This window comes from Paenibacillus sp. PSB04, assembly GCF_025809195.1.
GTDB classification, from domain to species: Bacteria; Bacillota; Bacilli; order Paenibacillales; family Paenibacillaceae; genus Paenibacillus_AQ; species Paenibacillus_AQ favisporus.
Genome location: NZ_CP081301.1, coordinates 2,819,791 through 2,837,639, shown reverse-complemented (window position 1 = coordinate 2,837,639; position 17,849 = coordinate 2,819,791). Strand labels below are relative to the sequence as shown.

Here is a 17,849-nt window from a genome sequence, read left to right as displayed (position 1 = left end):
TACACCTCTTCTTCGTTATTAAGCATGCGCAGCATGACCGGTTAAGGCATCACTCTGCGCCCTTCTACCATTATACACGATGTTCGCTTCGCAGCCCGCCCTCCGGCAAAAAAAGGAACCCGGCCCGGAGGTCAAAACTCCGGCAGGCCGGGTTGTACCGCCTGTCAGGCATTCTGCCGCAGGTCGGGAGGAGCTTGGCTTACACCATAATTTTGCAAATATCGTTCGTAAATTCGACCGGATCCTGGATCGGCAGCCCTTCGATCAGCAGCGCCTGGTTGTACAGCAGGTTCGTGTACAGGCCCAGCTTCTCGCGGTCCTTGTCATAAGCATCCTTCAGGGACTGGAACACCTCGTGGTGTATGTTGATCTCCAGCACCTTGTCGGCCTGGATGTCCTGGCCGCTCGGCATCGCTTTGAGCACCTTCTCCATTTCGATCGACAAGTCGCCTTCCGTGGACAGGCAGACCGGGTGGGACTTCAGCCGTTTGGAAGCCTTGACGTCCTTCACTTTGCCCGAGAGAATGTTCTTCATCTCCTCGAAGAGCTCCTTACTCTCCGTCTCCGCCGCTTCATCCTTCTTGTCCGCTTCCGTCTCGATACCGAGATCGCCGCTTGATACCGATTTGAATTCCTTGTCCTTGTACTTCATCAGCATCTTGATGGCAAATTCGTCAATGTCGTCGGTGAAGTACAAAATTTCGTAACCCTTATCGGCCACCATTTCCGTCTGCGGCAGCTTCTCAAGCCGCTCCACTGATTCGCCGGCGGCGTAGTAAATATATTTCTGATCCTCCGGCATTCCGGATACGTATTCGTCCAGCGTTACCAGCTTCTTCTCCTTGGAAGAGGTAAACAGCAGCAGATCCTGCAGCACGTCCTTATCCGCGCCGTAGTTGTTGTACACGCCGAACTTCAGCTGTCTGCCGAACGCCTCATAGAACTTCTCGTATTTCTCGCGCTCATCCTTGAGCAGCGTCTGCAGCTGGCTCTTGATCTTGCTCTTGATATTTTTCGCGATCAGCGTCAGCTGACGGTCATGCTGCAGCATTTCTCGGGAAATGTTCAGCGACAGGTCTTCGGAATCGACCATCCCTTTGACGAAGCTGAAGTAATCCGGGAGCAGGTCGCCGCATTTTTCCATAATAAGGACGCCGTTTGAGTAAAGCTCAAGCCCCTTCTCGTATTCCTTCGTATAATAATCGAACGGGGTGTGCTCCGGAATGAACAGGATCGCGTTGTACACAACGGCGCCGTCCGCCTTGATGTGCACATGCGTCAGCGGCTTGTCAAACCCGTAGCGCTTCTCGTTGTAAAAGTTGACGTAGTCCTCTTCGGTCAGCTCGCCCTTGTTCTTGCGCCAGATCGGAACCATGCTGTTCACGGTCTGCTCTTCGCTGTATTCCTCGAACTCGCCGTCCGCGCCCTCTTTTGGCCGATGTCCGGTGACGTCCATCTTGATCGGGTACCGGATGAAATCCGAGTACTTCTTGATGATCGTCCGGAGGCGGTAATCCTCCAGAAATTCATCGTAATTGTCTTCTTCCGTGTTTTCTTTGATTTTCAACACAATTTCCGTACCCACGGTATCCTTCGCCGCAGGCTCGATCGTATATCCGTCCGCTCCCGCAGACTCCCACTTGTACGCCGTATCGGAGCCAAGCGCCTTGGTGATGACCGTCACCCGGTCCGCCACCATGAAGGCCGAATAGAAACCGACCCCGAACTGGCCGATAATGTTGTGGCCGTCCTTGGCTTCGTTCTCGTTCTTGAAGGCCAGCGACCCGCTCTTCGCGATGACGCCCAGATTGTTCTCCAGCTCCTCCTGCGTCATCCCGATGCCCGTATCGGAAATCGTCAGCGTTCTGGCTTCTTTATCCGGGGTGATCCGGATGTAATAATCGTCTTTATTGAAAACCAGCTGGTCGTCTGTTAGCGCTTTATAATAGATTTTATCGATAGCGTCGCTGGCGTTGGAGATGAGTTCGCGCAAAAAGATCTCCCGCTGCGTATAAATGGAGTTGATCATCATTTCAAGCAGTCGTTTCGACTCGGCTTTAAACTCTTTCATGGCCATCTAGCATACTCCCCTCAACGAACATAGTATCTTAGCACTCAAACATAATGAGTGCTAATTATTCTTATTTTTATATAACATAAGTTCATTTTTGAAGTCAACAATTGGTTATCCGCACCCCTTTCGCATCCCTTCCGGCCATTCCCGGCAAACGCCGAACAGGGCTGCCCCCGCAGCCTTTTGCAAAGCTTGCGCGGTCAGCCCCGTCTTTCATTGTCGCTGTCATGTTTTGCCTATCAGGAACCGCTATTCCTTGACCGACCCCAGCACGATACCATGGATGAGATACCGCTGCAGGAACGGATAGATCAGCAGGATCGGGATCATGGACACGAGAATTTTAGCCGAGTTGAGCGTGGTGTTAGAGATCTTATTGTACTGCTGCAGCTGCTCAACCGACAGATTCTGCATTTGGTCCCTGGTCAAATTCAGCTGCTGCAAATACGTTTGCAGCGGGATCTTATGACTGTCGTTGATCAGCACGATCCCGTCGAAGAAGTTGTTCCAGTGGCCCACGATGACAAATAAGGTGATCGTCGCCAGGCTGGGCAGGGACACCGGGATGAAGATATGCCACAAAATTTTCAGTGGACCCGCCCCGTCGATAAAGGCCGCCTCCTCCATCTCCTTCGGAATCCCTTTGAAAAAGTTCATCAGCAGGATGACGTTGAAGACCGGGACCGCGCCGGGCAGCACAAGCGCCCAGATCGAGTTGATCAATCCCAGCTTGCTGATGACCATGTACCAGGGAACAATGCCGCCGCTGAACAGCATCGTGAACACGATAATCCACATATAGACGTTGCGTGCCCGGAACTGCGAGGCCGTTCTCGACAGCGGATACGCCATCAGAATTGTCAGCACCATGTTAATGGCTCCGCCCAGGGCGACCCGTTCCACCGACACCAGGAAAGCCCTCCAAAACTTCTCGTCGTCCAAAATTTTAACGTAAGAGGAGAAGTTGATATCTACCGGGAGAAAATACACCTTGCCCGCGTTGACCGCCGTGCTGCTGCTCACCGACACCATGATCGTATTGATGATCGGGGCCAGGGACAGGCAGGCGATGAGCACCAGCACCAGGATGATCAGGAAGCGGGAAGCCTGCGCCCCGAACGTTCTTGATTGTATCATGCAAATCAGCGCCCCTTTCTAGAAAATCCGGTAACCGGCGTATTTGGAAGCCAGCTTGTAGGATACGACAATCAGCACAAAGCTGATGACCGATTTCATCAAGCCGACCGCAGTGGCAAACGAATACTGCATCTGGATCAGGCCCATCCGGTACACGAACGTATCGATGATGTCTCCGGTCTGATATACCAGCGGATTGTACATATTGAACACCTGATCGAAGCCGGCATTCAGCACATTGCCCAGGCTCAGCGTGCCGAGCAGGATGATCGTCGGTAAAATTCCGGGCAGCGTAATGTTCAGCGTCTGCTTCCACCGGCTTGCCCCGTCAAGAGCGGCCGATTCATACAGCGAAGGATTGATGCCCGTCAGGGCGGCCAAATAGACGATCGTTCCGTAGCCGAACTCCTTCCAGGTGTCGGTCACGATCAGCAGCGGCCTGAACCAGGTGTTGCTGGCCAGAAACATCGTTCTGTCCATCCCAAAGAGCTGCAGAACGTTGTTCACCATGCCGTCGTATGAGAAGATCATCGTCATCATCGTGCCGAGCACGACCCAGGACATGAAGTGGGGAAGGTATACGATCGTCTGCACGGTGCTTTTGAACACCTTCAGGCGGACTTCATTCAGCAGCAGCGCAAACACGATCGGCACGATCAGCCCCAGTATGATTTTTCCGACCGCGATCACCAGCGTATTGACGAAAATTTGCTTTGCGTCCGGGAGCTGAAACATATACGTGAAATTGGTCAGCCCGGCCCATTTGGAGCCGAAAATGCCTTTGGCCGGGATAAATTTCTGAAAGGCCATCACGATGCCGAACATCGGGACGATGGAGAAAATGAACAGCAGCACCATGCCCGGCAGCAGCATGAAGTGATACGTCATTTCATGAAAAGCCTTGCGTTTCTTCCGTATCCGTCCCGAAACCTGCCGCTCCGTATGGATATTTGCTTCCAGCGAAGACATACTTATCACTTCCATTTATCCAGGATGTATTGACTGGGACTTACCTGCTGCTCATCTCTTCCACTTCCTGCGTGATCTCATCGCCGCCGGTCTTTTTCCAGGTCGACACGAATTGATCAAAAGCATCGATGCTGGCTTGGCCCATGATGATCTTCAGCATCATTTCCTGCTCCATCTTCTGCAGGTTCGCCCATTTCAGCTTCATCGTCTCCGTCGTGCCGTAGAAGCCGGCCGGAATCACTTCGAGGTTCGGGTTGTTCGCCTCCCGCTGCCCCTCGATCCGGGATAGATACTCACCGTACGTATTGGCGTCGACCGCAGTCCCCTTTTGCTTGAACTCCTGGTACGCTTCATAGGACACAACGCGGTCCTCTTGAATTCCGTCGGCACTGCCTGCTTTGTCAGCCTTCATGATGTCATCGTAATAACGCTTGAGCACGTCGTCATAGTCCACCTGCATCGGAATTTGCGTCGGCTCGTTGTTCCAGCGGCTGTGGTCGGTCAGCCCTTCGCTGGCATGCTCCTTCTTGTACTGGACGGCGTCGTCCGTCAGTGAGTACAGGAAGTCCGTCGTCAGATTGATCGATTTCATAATCGCCTCGGGATGAGGGTAACCTTTGCGCACGACAACAATGCCTCCACCGACCGGGTCCTGCCGGATCGTTTTAAATTTGCCGTTCTCATCTACAGGTGCAGATACCGCCACCCATTCGGCTTTTGGATCCTGCTTGATGGAGTCCTTGTAGTTCGTGTATCCGATCCACCATGGGTTAAAGAGCATGCCAGCCTGGCCGTTGATGACCAGCGCTTCCTTCTCTTCGTCCGAGCGGACCGCAAACTGCTTGTCGATCAGCCCTTCCTTGTAATGCTCGGCCAAATCGGCGAGCGCCTCTTTCATTTCGGGCTGCACGGAGCCGTACACGACCTTGCCGTCTTTCTTGATCCACTGGCCTGGAAATGCATTATAAGCTGCAAATATCGGTGAAAAATTCATCGCGTCCTGATTCATCCCGAACCCGATCGTCTTGCCGGTTCCGGAGGCATCCTTCTCCACAAAGGTTCTGGCCAGGTTCCACACATCGTCCACGGACTGCGGCAGCTTGCCGCCGACCTTGTCCAGCCAGTCTTTGCGAATCCACAGCAGCTGATGCTGGTTGCCGATATTCGTCATCGGCAGGCCCATGATTTTGCCGTCCACCTTCACTTGGTCGAGCAGCAGATCCCCATAAGAGGAGTAGATGTTTTTGACACCCTCGGAGGCGGTTTTTTCGTAAACCTCGGTCATATCTTCAATGAGGTCATTGTCTACGAGCTGATTGAAAATCGTGCGGCTGACCAGCATCACGTCCGGCAGCTCACCGGTCGTCATCGACAGGGACAGCTTCTGGTCCATATCATCGGTCTCCCAGGCTACCTTGGCCTTCACGTTCACTTTGCTCTCGACGTAGCGGGTCGCCATGTTGTTTTCAATCGAATCGCCCTTCGGCAGATTGTTCGTATGGCTCGTATTGCGTCCGATGGTAAACTCCACCGGGGACTCGTACTTGCTGTACGGCTCGTAGTCCTTTTCGCTGACAACCTTGTCCTCCGCTTTGCCGCTTCCGCCGCCGCATCCGCTGACGATGAGCGCCGTGATGCACGTAACGGCCAGCAGTGACGATATTTTTCGTTTGTTCATCCGTTTGAACCCCTCTCTTGTCGATTCCTTGTACAAGTAAAATTGTATGCGGTTGCAAAAAAATCGTATATATCACATTTTTCCGTTCTGTGTCACTTTTTTCATGAATGCCCTGCAGCGGATTCGACACACAAAAAGAGCGCCCCGAAGGAACGCTCTTTGGCTCTGGAGGCAGCTACCAGACGTTGAGCAATAATTGGAATATCCCGGTATATGCCAGCAGGCAGCACGACTGCCGGCTTCACACAGCCTCACTGATTATGGATGCTCAGCCTTGAACGGGATTGCTCGATCAAGCCATCGAGTTTGCGAACAAATTCCTGATGGGCCGGATGCGGCCCGTAGGCCTGCAGTGATTCGCGGTCTTTGAAAGTCACGCGAAGCCCAAGGCTGAACCCGTGGATGTTTTCCATTTCCTCCGTTTTATTGACGCCGGCCGTGAGGTCAACGATGCCGGGAATCTGATCTTTCAGCCCCCACAGCAGTCCAAGCAGCTCATGCTCCAGCTCCGGTTCAAGGATGCGATTAAATTTAAATGAGACCAAATGTTCAAACATATGGTTTTTTCCTCCTCATGCGCTCTTTCCTTCTTTACCTTCTTTCCATACGGAAGCCGGCTCTTCCTTCTGCGCGTTGAAAAACAGGATTGCCTGCCGGCCAACGGCGCTTCGAAGCGGATACACGCCCCATTCGCTGCCGCTGATCTCCGCCCTCTATGGACCGGCAGCCGCGCTCTCGACTAGCCCCTTCGGCGCCGTGTCCGCCGGCTCCGCAGGAAACGTCAGGGTGACCGTCGTGCCCATCCCGGGGACGCTGTCGATGGCTAGGCCGTACGGCGGCCCGTAATACAGCCTCATCCGGTCGTTGACGTTCTTCACGCCGGTTCCCCCGTTCTCTGCCGACAGCAGCTTGGCGGCCTGGACAGGGGTCATTCCGACGCCGTTATCCGTTACGCTCAGCGTCAGGATGCCCTCCTGCCGGCGCGACGCAATGACGATCCGCGGAGTTTCCTCCGCCTCCGGATGGGTAAACCCGTGCTTGATCGCGTTCTCCACGATCGGCTGCAGCACGAAGTGAATGATTTTCAAATCCGCCGTATCTTCATCCACTTGAAACTCCACGTCAAAGTCCCCGTCATTCATGACGAGCTGCAGGTCCAGATACGCCCGGATATGCTCGATTTCGTTCGCGACCGTCGCCATCTCCCTGCCCCCGTTCAATGTCGTCCGGTAGAACTTGGCCAGCGTCGATACCATGTACCCGGTTTCCAGGTCACGCTTCTTTTTGGCCCGCCAGTGTATAAAAGACAGTGTATTATACAGAAAGTGGGGATTGATCTGATTAATCAGCCGCTGGTACTCACTCTGCTGCCTGGCGATTTCCGCCTGGTACACCTGGTGAATCAGACTGTTGATGCGCCCCAGCATCTTACCGATGCCGTTCGTCAGTTCCCCAAACTCATCCCGGGAAGAGCTCTGGATGACCACGTCCAGGTTGTTCTGCTCCACCTTGTCCACCTTGTTTTTGAGGTGGATGATCCGCCTCGTGAAGTTGTTCGAGACGATATAGATCAGGAAAAAGGCAACGAGCAGGCTTAATCCAATGACGAGCAGGGTGATTTTGAAAAACGTCAGCGCGTTGACATACGCATTCGCATTGGACAGGTAATAATGGATCGTCCAGCCGTTGCTTTTCAGCGTCCGGTCGAGCCGGGTCGCCCCTTGCGCAGGCGGGTCCGCCTTCTGTTCACGGAAGATCGGCTGGTGCTGCGGACCTTCGATCTGCACGGTAATATGATCCGACAGCTTGTCCATATCCGAAAAAATGCTGTCGTAATTGACCGAGATTACCATGTAATTGCTGTCCTTCAAATTGCTGATCAGCTCCTGCACCAGGTAGACGTGACTGCCATCCACCACCCAATGCCTGCCCCGGTACCCGTCGAACCACGGCTTTTGCTTCAAATCGCTGAGCGGCAAAATGTTGTCGCGGATGCCGAGCAAATCCCCGGACGTATAGAACGTAATGCCTTCGATATTGTCGTCCATCGTTTTCGTATTGGAGATGAGCGGGTCCATAATGTCCCGGAAATCAAGGAACATCTCGAAGTAATTGCCGGCATAGTTCCGGGTAAACAATTTCGAAAAGTCGCGGTTCAGCACGATAAATTCGCTCAGCGTGTTGTAGCGGTTGATTTTATAATCGAGAATGTTCGCCACTTGGTCCAAACTGGCCGCGGCTTCGCTCTTCAGCTCCTTCATTTGGATGCGATAGGATTGGATAAAAGCGAGAACGCCGAGCAGCAGAATAGGAATCAGCGCAATAAAAAGGTGGGACAGCAGCAGCTTGTTGCGGAACCGGATATCATTGAACCTGCTCTTGATCCAGTGAAGCATGGACATTCCCGCTCTCTCTATACTGTAATGGGCTCACGCCGTAGTTGGTTTTGAACAGCCGGCAAAAATAAGAGGTGTTGTCGATGCCGACAAACGCCGCGATGTCGTTAATTTTCATATTGGAGTTCAGCAGCAGATGGCCTGCCTTGCGGAGGCGAAGGTCGGTCAAATATTTGGAAAAGTTCATCCCGGTTTCTTTCTTAAACAAAATGCTCAAGTATCCCGGGGACAGATACACCTCATTGGCCACCTCCGTCAATGACAGGTCGCGCTGAAAATGGTCCTTCACGAACTCCTTCACCTGGCGAATCACCTTCGATTCCTCCGATTCCACCTCGGGCCCGCCGGCATGGGGGCGAATATGCGTAATCTCCTCCATCACCTCCAAAAATTCCTCAGTCACAAGCGGCTTGAGCAGATAGTTGACGACGCCCAGCTTAATGGCAGTTTTCGCGTATTCGAATTCGTCGTATCCGCTGCAGATGACGATTTTGAGGTTGTCCTGCGTTTTTTTCGCCAGCCTGCCGAGCTCGAGGCCGCTCATCAGCGGCATTTTGACATCGGTAATCAAAATATCGATCGGGTGGCGGTTCAAAATGGTTTCGGCCGCGCGGCCATTGTCGGCTTCGAGCACGTGGAACGGAAACCGGTATTCCGATATCAAATCCTTGATGCCCTCTCGTTGAACATGCTCATCGTCTACTACAAGAACATTAAACATCGTACGGACTCGTCTCCTTATGAACTAATGATATGCAGGGATAGGACCTTAGGGGCAAGCGGCTGCTGCGCTTTAACGATGCAAACGGTGGAAGTGATTGATATATTAGGTATGTCTGCTTTTATTGCATTATATCATATGAATTGAAAGTGCTTTCAATAATTTGTTCGCTCGTAGAGTAACGATGGCCGGCGGTTAAAAAAAAGAGCGCCGGCTTCATCGCCAGCGCCCGTAACCTGTACATTCGGGAAAGTTTCTCCGAAATGGCTGCAGGTCACTTTTTCGAGAAATTTCGCTTAAAATATCGCTGTATCGTTTAACGGCTCATCCACTTTCCGTTCGTGAAATCCGGAATCGCCACCGGATGACCGCCGAGCGCAATCGACTCCTCGGACAGGGCCGAGATGCTCATCCAGGCGGCCATATCGTACACATCAAGCGGCGTATCCGTGCCGTTCTTCACGCATTCGATAAATTCAGAGTAGACCAGCCAGTCCATGCCGCCGTGGCCGCCCTTCACGCCCTCGCTGATGAACTTCTTCCAGATCGGATGCTCATACTGCTCACGGAAGGAGTCGGCGTTGCCCCATTGGTTTTTCCAGTCAAAGTGGTGCTCGTCATGCTGTCCGTCGATGTAAATGGAATGGTTCTCCTCCACATACATCCCCTTCGTGCCCCGGACCGTAAACCCTCTCGAGTAGTAGCGGGGAAGCGTAGTGTCGAGCGTGATCGTAATCGTTTCGCCATGGGCGCACTTGATCACGGTAGTAACGATATCGCCCTGCATAAACTCGGTCTGGGCAAGCGCCGAATCGGCGCCTCTCTCCCGGACAACGTATTCATGCATGCCTTTGGCCTTGGAGGACATGGAGACGAGGGATACCATCCGGTTGCCGTGGTTGATGCCCAGGATCTGAGCAATGGGTCCGAGCTCATGCGTCGGGTAGTTTTCACAGTTACGGTGAATATAGTTGTTCAGGCGGTAATGCCGATTTTCGATGCCATAGGCAATTTCTTCGCGCAGATCGTGATGGTAGCCGCCGGCGCAGTGAACGATGTCGCCGAATACGCCCTGCTTGACCATGTTCAGCACCATCAGTTCTTCGCGTCCATAGCAGCAGTTCTCCATAATCATGCAGGGTACTCCAGTACGCTCGTACGTCTCTACCAGCTTCCAGCACTCCTGCACCGAATAAGCGCCGCCGACTTCGCTGGCCACGTAGATCCCGGCTTCCATGCATGCCGCAGCAATATGAATATGGTCCGCCCAGGATGCGCCGATGACAACGGCGTCCAGCCCCGGCAGGGCCACAACTTCCTGATATTTGGTCGTTACCAGCGGTCTGGCGGTTCCTGTCTCTTGGACATATCCAGCCGCCTCCTCGCAGCGGTCTTCATACAGGTCGCAAACCGCGACAACCTCAACATCTTCCATATGCAGGATGATCCCTCTCAGCAGCCCCATGCCGCGTGCGCCGAGACCGATCATTCCAACACGCACCTTCTCCTTCACCCTCGATCACTCCTCCAAATATTTGGTTGTTTTGGCTGTGAACAATGCAGTCCATCTTTGGCTGTTTTATGGACTATACAAGCATAGTTCTCTATAAAACGGGTTATTCCTTCTCCAAATTTTTCGTGTTTTTTGGATAACGGGCATAAGGGAACCGGATGACCTTTTCCTCCCCCGGATCCGGCTTGGCCAGCCACCCCCATTATGTCTAAGGGGCCTATATTGGGCCAAGTCCATAAAAAAGAGACCAAAGCCATCGGTTCGGCTGTGGCCTTGGTCTACAAGTTCATTCGTGGTTACTTCACTGCTGACGGTTCGGTCTTCTTCAGATAGGCGCGCCACGTAATGCACCACTGCCGCGGATCGTCCAGGGACGATTCGTCGTTGCGGTGAACCGTGCTGGCATGAGGAGCTGTCCGGACCATCTCGGGATTCGTGTACGCTTCATTTGAAATATGCTCCAGCGCCTGGATGTACTCGTCAAGATCTTCCTTGGAGTACGATTCGGTCGGCTCGAGCGTAAACGGCTGCGGCACGATGTACGGATGATGGGACGTCCAGTAATGCAGGCCGAAGTCGCACATCCGCCGCGTAATATCTTCGGTCGTGACGCCGGTCTCGTCGGTCAGCTGCTTCCAGCTATAGCGGACCTGCTCCAGGCGTCGGCCCTTGATGTATGGCGCGCTTGCCCCGCGGATCTGCAGGATTTTGTGGTACAGATAGTTATTGTTCAGCACAGCGGTCTGCGCCACATCCTTCAGTCCTTCCGCGCCGAGGCTGAGAATCCACGCGTAGGCGCGGAGCACCGTCTGGGCGACGCCGTGGAAGCTGCGGACCTTGCCGATGCTGCTGCCGCCCTGCTCCCGCAGGACATAGCTCCCGTCCGCCGCCTGATCCACCAGCGGTCCCGGCAGAAACGGCTTCAGCGCATCGGTCACGCCGAGCGCGCCGGTGGCCGGTCCGCCGCACATATGCGGCGCGGCAAACGTCTTGTGCAGGTTGAAGAAGCACATGTCAAAGCCCGCTTCCTTCGCGCGGGTAATGCCAAGAAGACCGTTGGCATTGGCCTGGTCGTAGTAGCAGACCCCGCCGGCGGCATGCACCACGTCCGTAAACTCGCGGATCCGGTGGTTATAAATGCCGGTGTCTTCCGGGTTCGCCACGACGAAACCGGCGGTCCGTTCGGAGACCGCAGCCTTCAGCTTCTCCAGGTCCGGGAATCCGTCCTCGTCCGGATGAAGGGTGATGATCTTGTAGCCTTTGACGGCAGCGGTCGCCGCCTGGGACGGATGGGAGAAGATCGTCGTGATGATCTCGTCGCGCTTCTCCCCCTCCCCGCGCGAGTCATGGTAAGCCCGCACGATGGAAGCCATGGCCAGCAGCGCCTGCGTGCCGCTGCTCGGCTGGAAGCTAAAGGCGTCCATGCCGGAAATCTCCCGCATCGCAAGGTCCAGGCTGTGGTAGATTTCCAGCATGCCCTGTACCGAGCTCACATCCTGGAGCGGATGGAGCTCGGTCATGCGGGGGCTGCGGATCAGCATTTCGTTGATCCGCGGGATATATTTCATCGTGCAGGTGCCCTGCCCGATTTCGACGTTCAAATCCGAGCCCAGCGTCTCCTGGGAGAGGCGCAGGTAATGGCGCAGCACTTTGGCCTGGCCGATCTCCGGCAGGGCAGGCGCCTGGCTGCGGCGCATGTTCGCCGGAATGGCGTCCTGCACGCCGCCGGCTTCCGCTGCAACGGCCGGCTCGGCCTGCGGCGGGATGACGCCCCGCTCTCCCGCGCGGTGCAGTTCAAAGATGACCGGCTCATCCCATTTGGCTTGGTGGAACTGGCGGACCTTCCGGTCCCTGACAATCCGTTTCATGGCGTCTGCTCCTCTCCTGATGCTCCGGCCGCTGTAGCACCTGCGCCTACGATGGCACGGACGGCTCCGGCCAGGCGGTCCAGGTCAGCCTGGGTATGAATTTCCGTGACGCAGTACAGGGCGCACTGCCCCCAATCGGGATAGCTTGCCGACAAATCCTTGCCGCCGAAAATCCCTTCATCAAGCAGCCGGCGGTTGATGTCGGCCACGGTGCGTCCCGTTCCGTTGAAGTCGACGACGAACTCCTTGAAGAACGGCGTGCCGCCAAAGCGCAGGGATACGCCTGGAATACCGGACAGCTGAATGGCCGCATACTTCGCCTTCTGGACGATCGTTCCGCCCACTTCCTGCATGCCGCTTGGTCCCATCAGGGCCAAATAGACGCCGGCCGTAATGCCCCATAGGGCGGTCTGCGTGCCGACGGATTCTTTGCCCTTCTCCCGCAGCGCAAACGAGGTGCGCTCGTACGCAACGTCGCCGAAGCCGTACTCGCCCTCCACTTCCGTCGGCACGATGCCGAACAGCCGGGACGGGTATTCCATGACGAATTTCTCTTCGTCGCGGGTCGCGATAAATCCGGCCTGTCCCCCGCCGTAGTTCATATGCATGCCGAGCGGCTGCAGGTCCCCGCAGACGATGTCCGCGCCGTAGCGGGCCGGCGGCTCCAGCACGCCGAGGGAGATCGGGTCCACGCCGACAATCGACAATGCCTGAGCGGCATGGGCGAGGCGGGATATTTCCGATCCCTGGTCCTCGATGATGCCGAGATACCCGGGATTCTCGAAATAAACGGCGGCGGTGTCCCCGTCCAGCTTGGATTCCAGATCGGCCAGGTCCATTTTCCCGGTGGCCGGGTCGATCTCCACCATGCGGATGTCCATGACCGGCGTGCAGTAATTGCGGATGATGGCGACCTTATCCGGATCGACAGAGCGCGGAATCAGGGCAGTGCGCCGACCGGTGATGCGGCCGGCCATGCGGATCGCCGTGGACGCCGCCTGCGCCCAGTCAAAAGTCGGAACGTTAACGACATCCATATCCACCAGCTCGGCCAGCAGGCTCTGATACTCAAACAGCGCCTGGAAGCGGCCGTGATCCTCATAGGGCTCGCCGGCATAGGCCGTCACGAACTCGGAGCGCTGGTTGATTTCGTCGCAGACCGCGGGGATAAAATGCTGCCAGCAGCCCGCCCCCAAAAAATTCAGGTAATCCGCGCCGTGCTTGTTCTTGGCGAGTATGCCTTCGATATGCCGGCGCAGCTCATATTCGTTCATGGCCGGCGGTAGGTCCATCTCCCGCTTCAGCTTCAGGTGATCGGGAATGGCGTCATGCAGCTGGTCCATGGACGTCAGTCCGATTTCCCGCAGCATGGCGTCCCGGACTTCCGGGACGGTATTCGGTATATAAGGATGGGCATACGTTCTGTGGTCTGCCAAAGCAAACGCCTCCGTTCTGTACAGAATGAACTAAAGAAATGATTGGATTGTTGTATAGGTTGAAAAAATCGATAAGCCTTTGGGGTCAAGCGATCCCGCCGCCGTCGACGACGAGCACGCTGCCCGTGACCCAGGCCGACAGGTCGCTCGCGAGAAACAGCACCGCATTCGCGATATCGCGCGGCGTGCCGAGCCTCTCGAGCGGGCGTCCCCCGGCGGAGGCGACGAGGAACGCCGCCTCATCCTGCTGCAGCTGTTTGGCTTCGTCCCGAAGCAGCGGCGTGTCCGTATCGCCAGGCGATACGCAGTTGACGCGGATGCCCGCCGGCCCATGGTCGATCGCCATCGCCCGCGTCAGGTTCACGACGCCGGCCTTGGCGGCGCAGTAGGCTGCGGCGCGGTCCCCGCCCTTAAGACCCCAGCCGGAGCCCGTATTGATGATGCTGCCTCCGCCGCTCCGCTCCATCACCGGAATGACGTACTTCGAGAGGAGGTAGACGCCTTTGAGGGACACGTTGAGTACCAGGTCCCAATCCCGCTCCTCCAGCTCGGTCACGCTTTGGCGGCGGATGACACCCGCATTGTTGAACAATATGTGGATGCCTCCCAAATCGGCAGCAATTTCAGCCGCGGTCCGTTCGCAGTCCGCGGCCGAGGTGACGTCGCAGCGGCGGAAGGTGGCCAAGCCTCCTTCGGCCCGGATGCCTGCGGCCGCCGCCTCCCCGGCCGCCTCATTGATATCGATCAGCACGGCGTGAGCTCCGAAGCCCGCCAGGAGCTCGGCGGTAGCCAGGCCGATGCCGGAAGCTCCTCCGGTCACGACCGCCACTTTCCCCGACAAGTTCAAAACGTCCTGTGTATTAAGCATCCTCGTTCTCCTCCTTAAGTGGGTATCGTACGGCCTCTCCGGTCATCTGCCGGCTCAGCCGCTCCGGCGCTTGGTCCTCCGCCATGTACGGCTGCAGCAGCACCCGGAACCGGAACGGTTCCGGCTTCACCGCGTGCTCCGGCGCCTGCGCCGGACCGCAGCTGTTGCTGCCGAGCCCGTTCTGCCGGTAGTCCAGGTTCAGCGTAATATAGTCGCGCGGCTTGAGCTCCGTCATGTGCTGCGCCTGCTCCAGATCTTGATCCGTGTACCGCCTTGCGCTGAACTCCAGTACGGGCGAGCCTGCCGCAAGCAGTCCCAGCCCGGCGCTGTCCGCCATAGAAACCCAGCGCACATCGGTGCGGTTGCCGTTCTCCTGCGGATATACGTACGGCGTAAACAGGCCGTCCACCGTGCTCCGGTACACGCCAAGGCGGCCGGCTTCCTTGCTGTCCGAGTAGCTCTCCCCGGGACCGCGGCCGTACCAGGCCACCCGCTCACAATCCCCCGGGAGCTGCAGCTGCAGCCCGATTTTCGGCAGCATGGACGGCGGCGTGCCGATCGGCGTTCCTGCCACGTCCATGATGATGAGCCCGTCCGCCGTCACCGTGTACGACGTCTCGCAGCGGAAGCCCCAGTCGTATACCGGCGGCGCAATCCGCGAGGACCAGGCCAGCCGGACCGCGTCCGCGCCAAGCCGCTCCCAGCGGAAATCGTCCACCCGCTCGGTCAGCCGGTCCAAGTGCGCCTTCCGCCAGTCCGCCAGCACGTACATATCGTTGTCGATCGGCGCGCGCCAGAAGTTCAGCCGCGGTCCGCGCCGGATCAGCTCTTTGCCGTTCATCCGAAGCGAAGTGATGCCGGGTTCAAGCCTGCTCGCTTCCAAGTGGAACCGGTCGCTTGCCAGAATCAGCGCATGCCCTCGTTCCTGAACGGATAGGGCCCGGCGCAGACTCGCAGCCTCGGCGGACCGGGCTGCTTGATGCCGCGACGCCGCCTCTGCCGGAGCCACAGCCGGCAGTGCCAGCTGTGTCCAAGCGACTTCATGCCCCTGCTCCGCCCAGCTGCAGTCGGCCGCCAGCGTGAAGCCGACGTTCAGCCACCGCTCCGTCCCGGCTTCCAGACTGCTTTCCGGACGGTCCCACGCAAAGGGGAGCGCGAGCTCTGCCGATTCCCCCGGCCCCACGGCCGGAAGGGTCAGCACGCCGCTGCGCAGGGTACGGCCGCCAGCCGTCACGCTGTAATCCGCCTGAAGATGTTCAAGCGTCATAAAGTCATACTTGTTCGTGATGCGGATGCGGCCTGCTTCCGCCCACTCCACACGAACCGGCTCAATGACTTTCTTGTATTCGATCAATCCAGGCGACGGGGTGCGGTCGGGGAAAACCAGACCGTCGAGACAAAAGTTCCCGTTGTTCGGCACGTCGCCGTAGTCGCCGCCGTAGGCGTAATCGTCACGCCCATCGGCCGTGCGTCTGCGCAGGCCGTGATCGATCCATTCCCAGACGAAGCCTCCCTGCAGGCGGGGAAACTTCTCGAAGGTATCGAAATACGCCCGCAGCCCGCCGGGTCCGTTGCCCATCGCATGGGCGAACTCGCACATAATATGCGGCTTTGGGTGGTCCGTCAGCTTCCCGAAGCCCTCCATCTTCTCCACGGAGGAATACATCGTGCTGACGATGTCGCATACCTCCGCTTCCCGGTCCTCTTCGTAATGCACAAGGCGCGTCGGATCGTTCGCCTTGCACCACTCGGACATGGCGCGGAAGTTGCAGCCGAAGCCCGACTCGTTGCCGAGCGACCAGAAGATGACGGAAGGATGGTTGTGGTCGCGCTCCACCATGCGCCGGACGCGGTCCACATAAGCTTCCTTCCAGGCGGGATCGTCGCTCAGGCGCGAAATGTTCCCGAGCGGCTCAAACCCATGCGTCTCCAGATCCGTCTCCTCCATGACGTACAGCCCGTATTCGTCACAGAGTTCATAGAACCGCGGATCGTTCGGATAATGAGCCGTTCTGACGGCGTTGATATTGTGGCGCTTCATCATCAGGATGTCTTCCCGCATCGTGGACAAAGTCACGGTTCGGCCGGTATCCGGGTGATGGTCGTGCCGGTTGACTCCTTTAAGGAGGATCGCCCTGCCATTGACGAGAAATCTGCCGTCCTTCACTTCCACCTGCCGGAATCCCACCCGCTGCGCGATGATCTCGGTCTGATTCCCGCGCGCGTCCGTTACCGTGATCAGCAGATGGTACAGTGCAGGATGTTCTGCGCTCCACAAAGCCGGATGAGCAACGGGCAGGCGGACATCCAAGGTACTGGAGCCATTTTGCACCGATTCATTAGCAGAGGCAGCTTCCTGCCCCGCAGGGTCCAGCAACCGCAGCGCGACGCCTCCGTCCGGTTCAATCCCTTCCAGGTCGAGCCGAACGTTCAGTACTCCCTGTTCAAACTTCTCGTCCAGCTCGGTAACCACCCGGTAGTCGGCGACGCGAATCGAGGCGGGCTCGGCGATCAGATAAACGTCCCGGAAGATGCCGCTCAGCCACCACATGTCCTGGTCCTCCAGGTAACTTCCGTCCGACCATTGATACACGCGGACGGCCAGACGGTTGACCCCCGGCTGCAAATAAGGTGTAAGGTCAAACTCCGAGGTCAGCCGGCTTCCCTGGCTGTAGCCGACGAACGATCCGTTCAGCCACACATGGAAGGCGCTGTCCACACCGTCGAATTTGACGGTGATCCGCCGCCCCTGCCAATAGGGCGGCAGCTCGAATTCCCGGACGTAGCTGCCTGTTGGATTGTCATTGGGTACCCGGGGCGGATCCACCGGAAACGGGTAGTCCAGGTCCGTATAATGCGGGCTGCCGTACCCTTGCAGCTGCCAGTGCCCCGGCACCCGAATGTCCGCCCAGTCCCAGCCGGCCAGCGCTTCCTCGCGGAAGTTGTCCGGCGCCAGCTCCGGCCTGGGGGCATAGTTGAATTTCCAAATGCCGTTCAGCGATTGAAACCAGGGCGAGCTTCCGCGGTCGCCGCTCAAGGCCCCTTCGGCGTCCGCATAAGGAATGAAATAGGCTCTGCCTTTCATCCGGTTTTTTGCCAGCACGGCAAGATCGTCCCAATCCCGGGGCAGGTTCGTGTTGTGCATGCTTTCCCTTCCTTTCTCTCTCTGGATGCATCTCCTCACTTGAG

The 17,849-nt window shown here is 56.9% G+C and carries 12 protein-coding genes; all 12 read right to left on the bottom strand.

Annotated features, from left to right (window positions below; all coding sequences use genetic code 11):
* Positions 1 to 199: 199 nt before the first annotated feature.
* Positions 200 to 2,077 (bottom strand): molecular chaperone HtpG, encoded by a 1,878-nt coding sequence (gene htpG / locus K2F33_RS13120; protein ID WP_076175676.1) that lies wholly within the window; start codon positions 2,075 to 2,077, stop codon positions 200 to 202.
* Between the two features lie 246 nt (positions 2,078 to 2,323).
* Complete coding sequence (locus K2F33_RS13115) at positions 2,324 to 3,211, bottom strand: carbohydrate ABC transporter permease (protein WP_089548628.1); 888 nt, start codon at positions 3,209 to 3,211, stop codon at positions 2,324 to 2,326.
* An 18-nt stretch (positions 3,212 to 3,229) separates the two neighbouring features.
* Positions 3,230 to 4,180, bottom strand: a complete 951-nt coding sequence (locus K2F33_RS13110; protein WP_412973981.1) for an ABC transporter permease — start codon at positions 4,178 to 4,180, stop codon at positions 3,230 to 3,232.
* 40 nt (positions 4,181 to 4,220) lie between these two features.
* Positions 4,221 to 5,858 carry a type 2 periplasmic-binding domain-containing protein gene (locus tag K2F33_RS13105; protein WP_076175671.1) on the bottom strand — a complete coding sequence of 546 codons (1,638 nt, stop codon included), beginning with the start codon at positions 5,856 to 5,858 and terminating at the stop codon, positions 4,221 to 4,223.
* A gap of 251 nt (positions 5,859 to 6,109) precedes the next feature.
* Positions 6,110 to 6,415, bottom strand: a complete 306-nt coding sequence (locus K2F33_RS13100; RefSeq protein ID WP_263881936.1) for a Dabb family protein — start codon at positions 6,413 to 6,415, stop codon at positions 6,110 to 6,112.
* Positions 6,416 to 6,571: 156 nt separating this feature from the next.
* A complete protein-coding gene (locus K2F33_RS13095) occupies positions 6,572 to 8,260 on the bottom strand; it encodes a sensor histidine kinase (RefSeq protein ID WP_263881935.1) in 1,689 nt (562 codons plus the stop codon).
* Positions 8,223 to 8,975, bottom strand: a complete 753-nt coding sequence (locus tag K2F33_RS13090) for a response regulator transcription factor (protein ID WP_076175669.1) — start codon at positions 8,973 to 8,975, stop codon at positions 8,223 to 8,225. Before K2F33_RS13090 ends, K2F33_RS13095 begins: the two co-directional genes overlap by 38 nt.
* Before the next feature lie 316 nt (positions 8,976 to 9,291).
* A complete protein-coding gene (locus K2F33_RS13085; protein WP_144025526.1) occupies positions 9,292 to 10,488 on the bottom strand; it encodes a Gfo/Idh/MocA family protein in 1,197 nt (398 codons plus the stop codon).
* A gap of 296 nt (positions 10,489 to 10,784) precedes the next feature.
* Positions 10,785 to 12,356 carry an aminomethyl-transferring glycine dehydrogenase subunit GcvPB gene (gene gcvPB / locus K2F33_RS13080; RefSeq protein ID WP_212971171.1) on the bottom strand — a complete coding sequence of 524 codons (1,572 nt, stop codon included), beginning with the start codon at positions 12,354 to 12,356 and terminating at the stop codon, positions 10,785 to 10,787.
* Positions 12,353 to 13,792, bottom strand: coding sequence for an aminomethyl-transferring glycine dehydrogenase subunit GcvPA (gene gcvPA / locus K2F33_RS13075; RefSeq protein WP_263881934.1), 1,440 nt, complete (start codon positions 13,790 to 13,792; stop codon positions 12,353 to 12,355). Before gcvPA ends, gcvPB begins: the two co-directional genes overlap by 4 nt.
* A gap of 85 nt (positions 13,793 to 13,877) precedes the next feature.
* Entirely contained in the window at positions 13,878 to 14,660 is a 783-nt protein-coding gene (locus K2F33_RS13070; RefSeq protein WP_076175663.1) for an SDR family NAD(P)-dependent oxidoreductase, read from the bottom strand.
* Positions 14,653 to 17,805, bottom strand: a complete 3,153-nt coding sequence (locus tag K2F33_RS13065) for a beta-galactosidase, LacZ type (RefSeq protein ID WP_263881933.1) — start codon at positions 17,803 to 17,805, stop codon at positions 14,653 to 14,655. The genes K2F33_RS13070 and K2F33_RS13065 overlap by 8 nt, the downstream gene beginning before the upstream one ends.
* Positions 17,806 to 17,849: the final 44 nt, after the last annotated feature.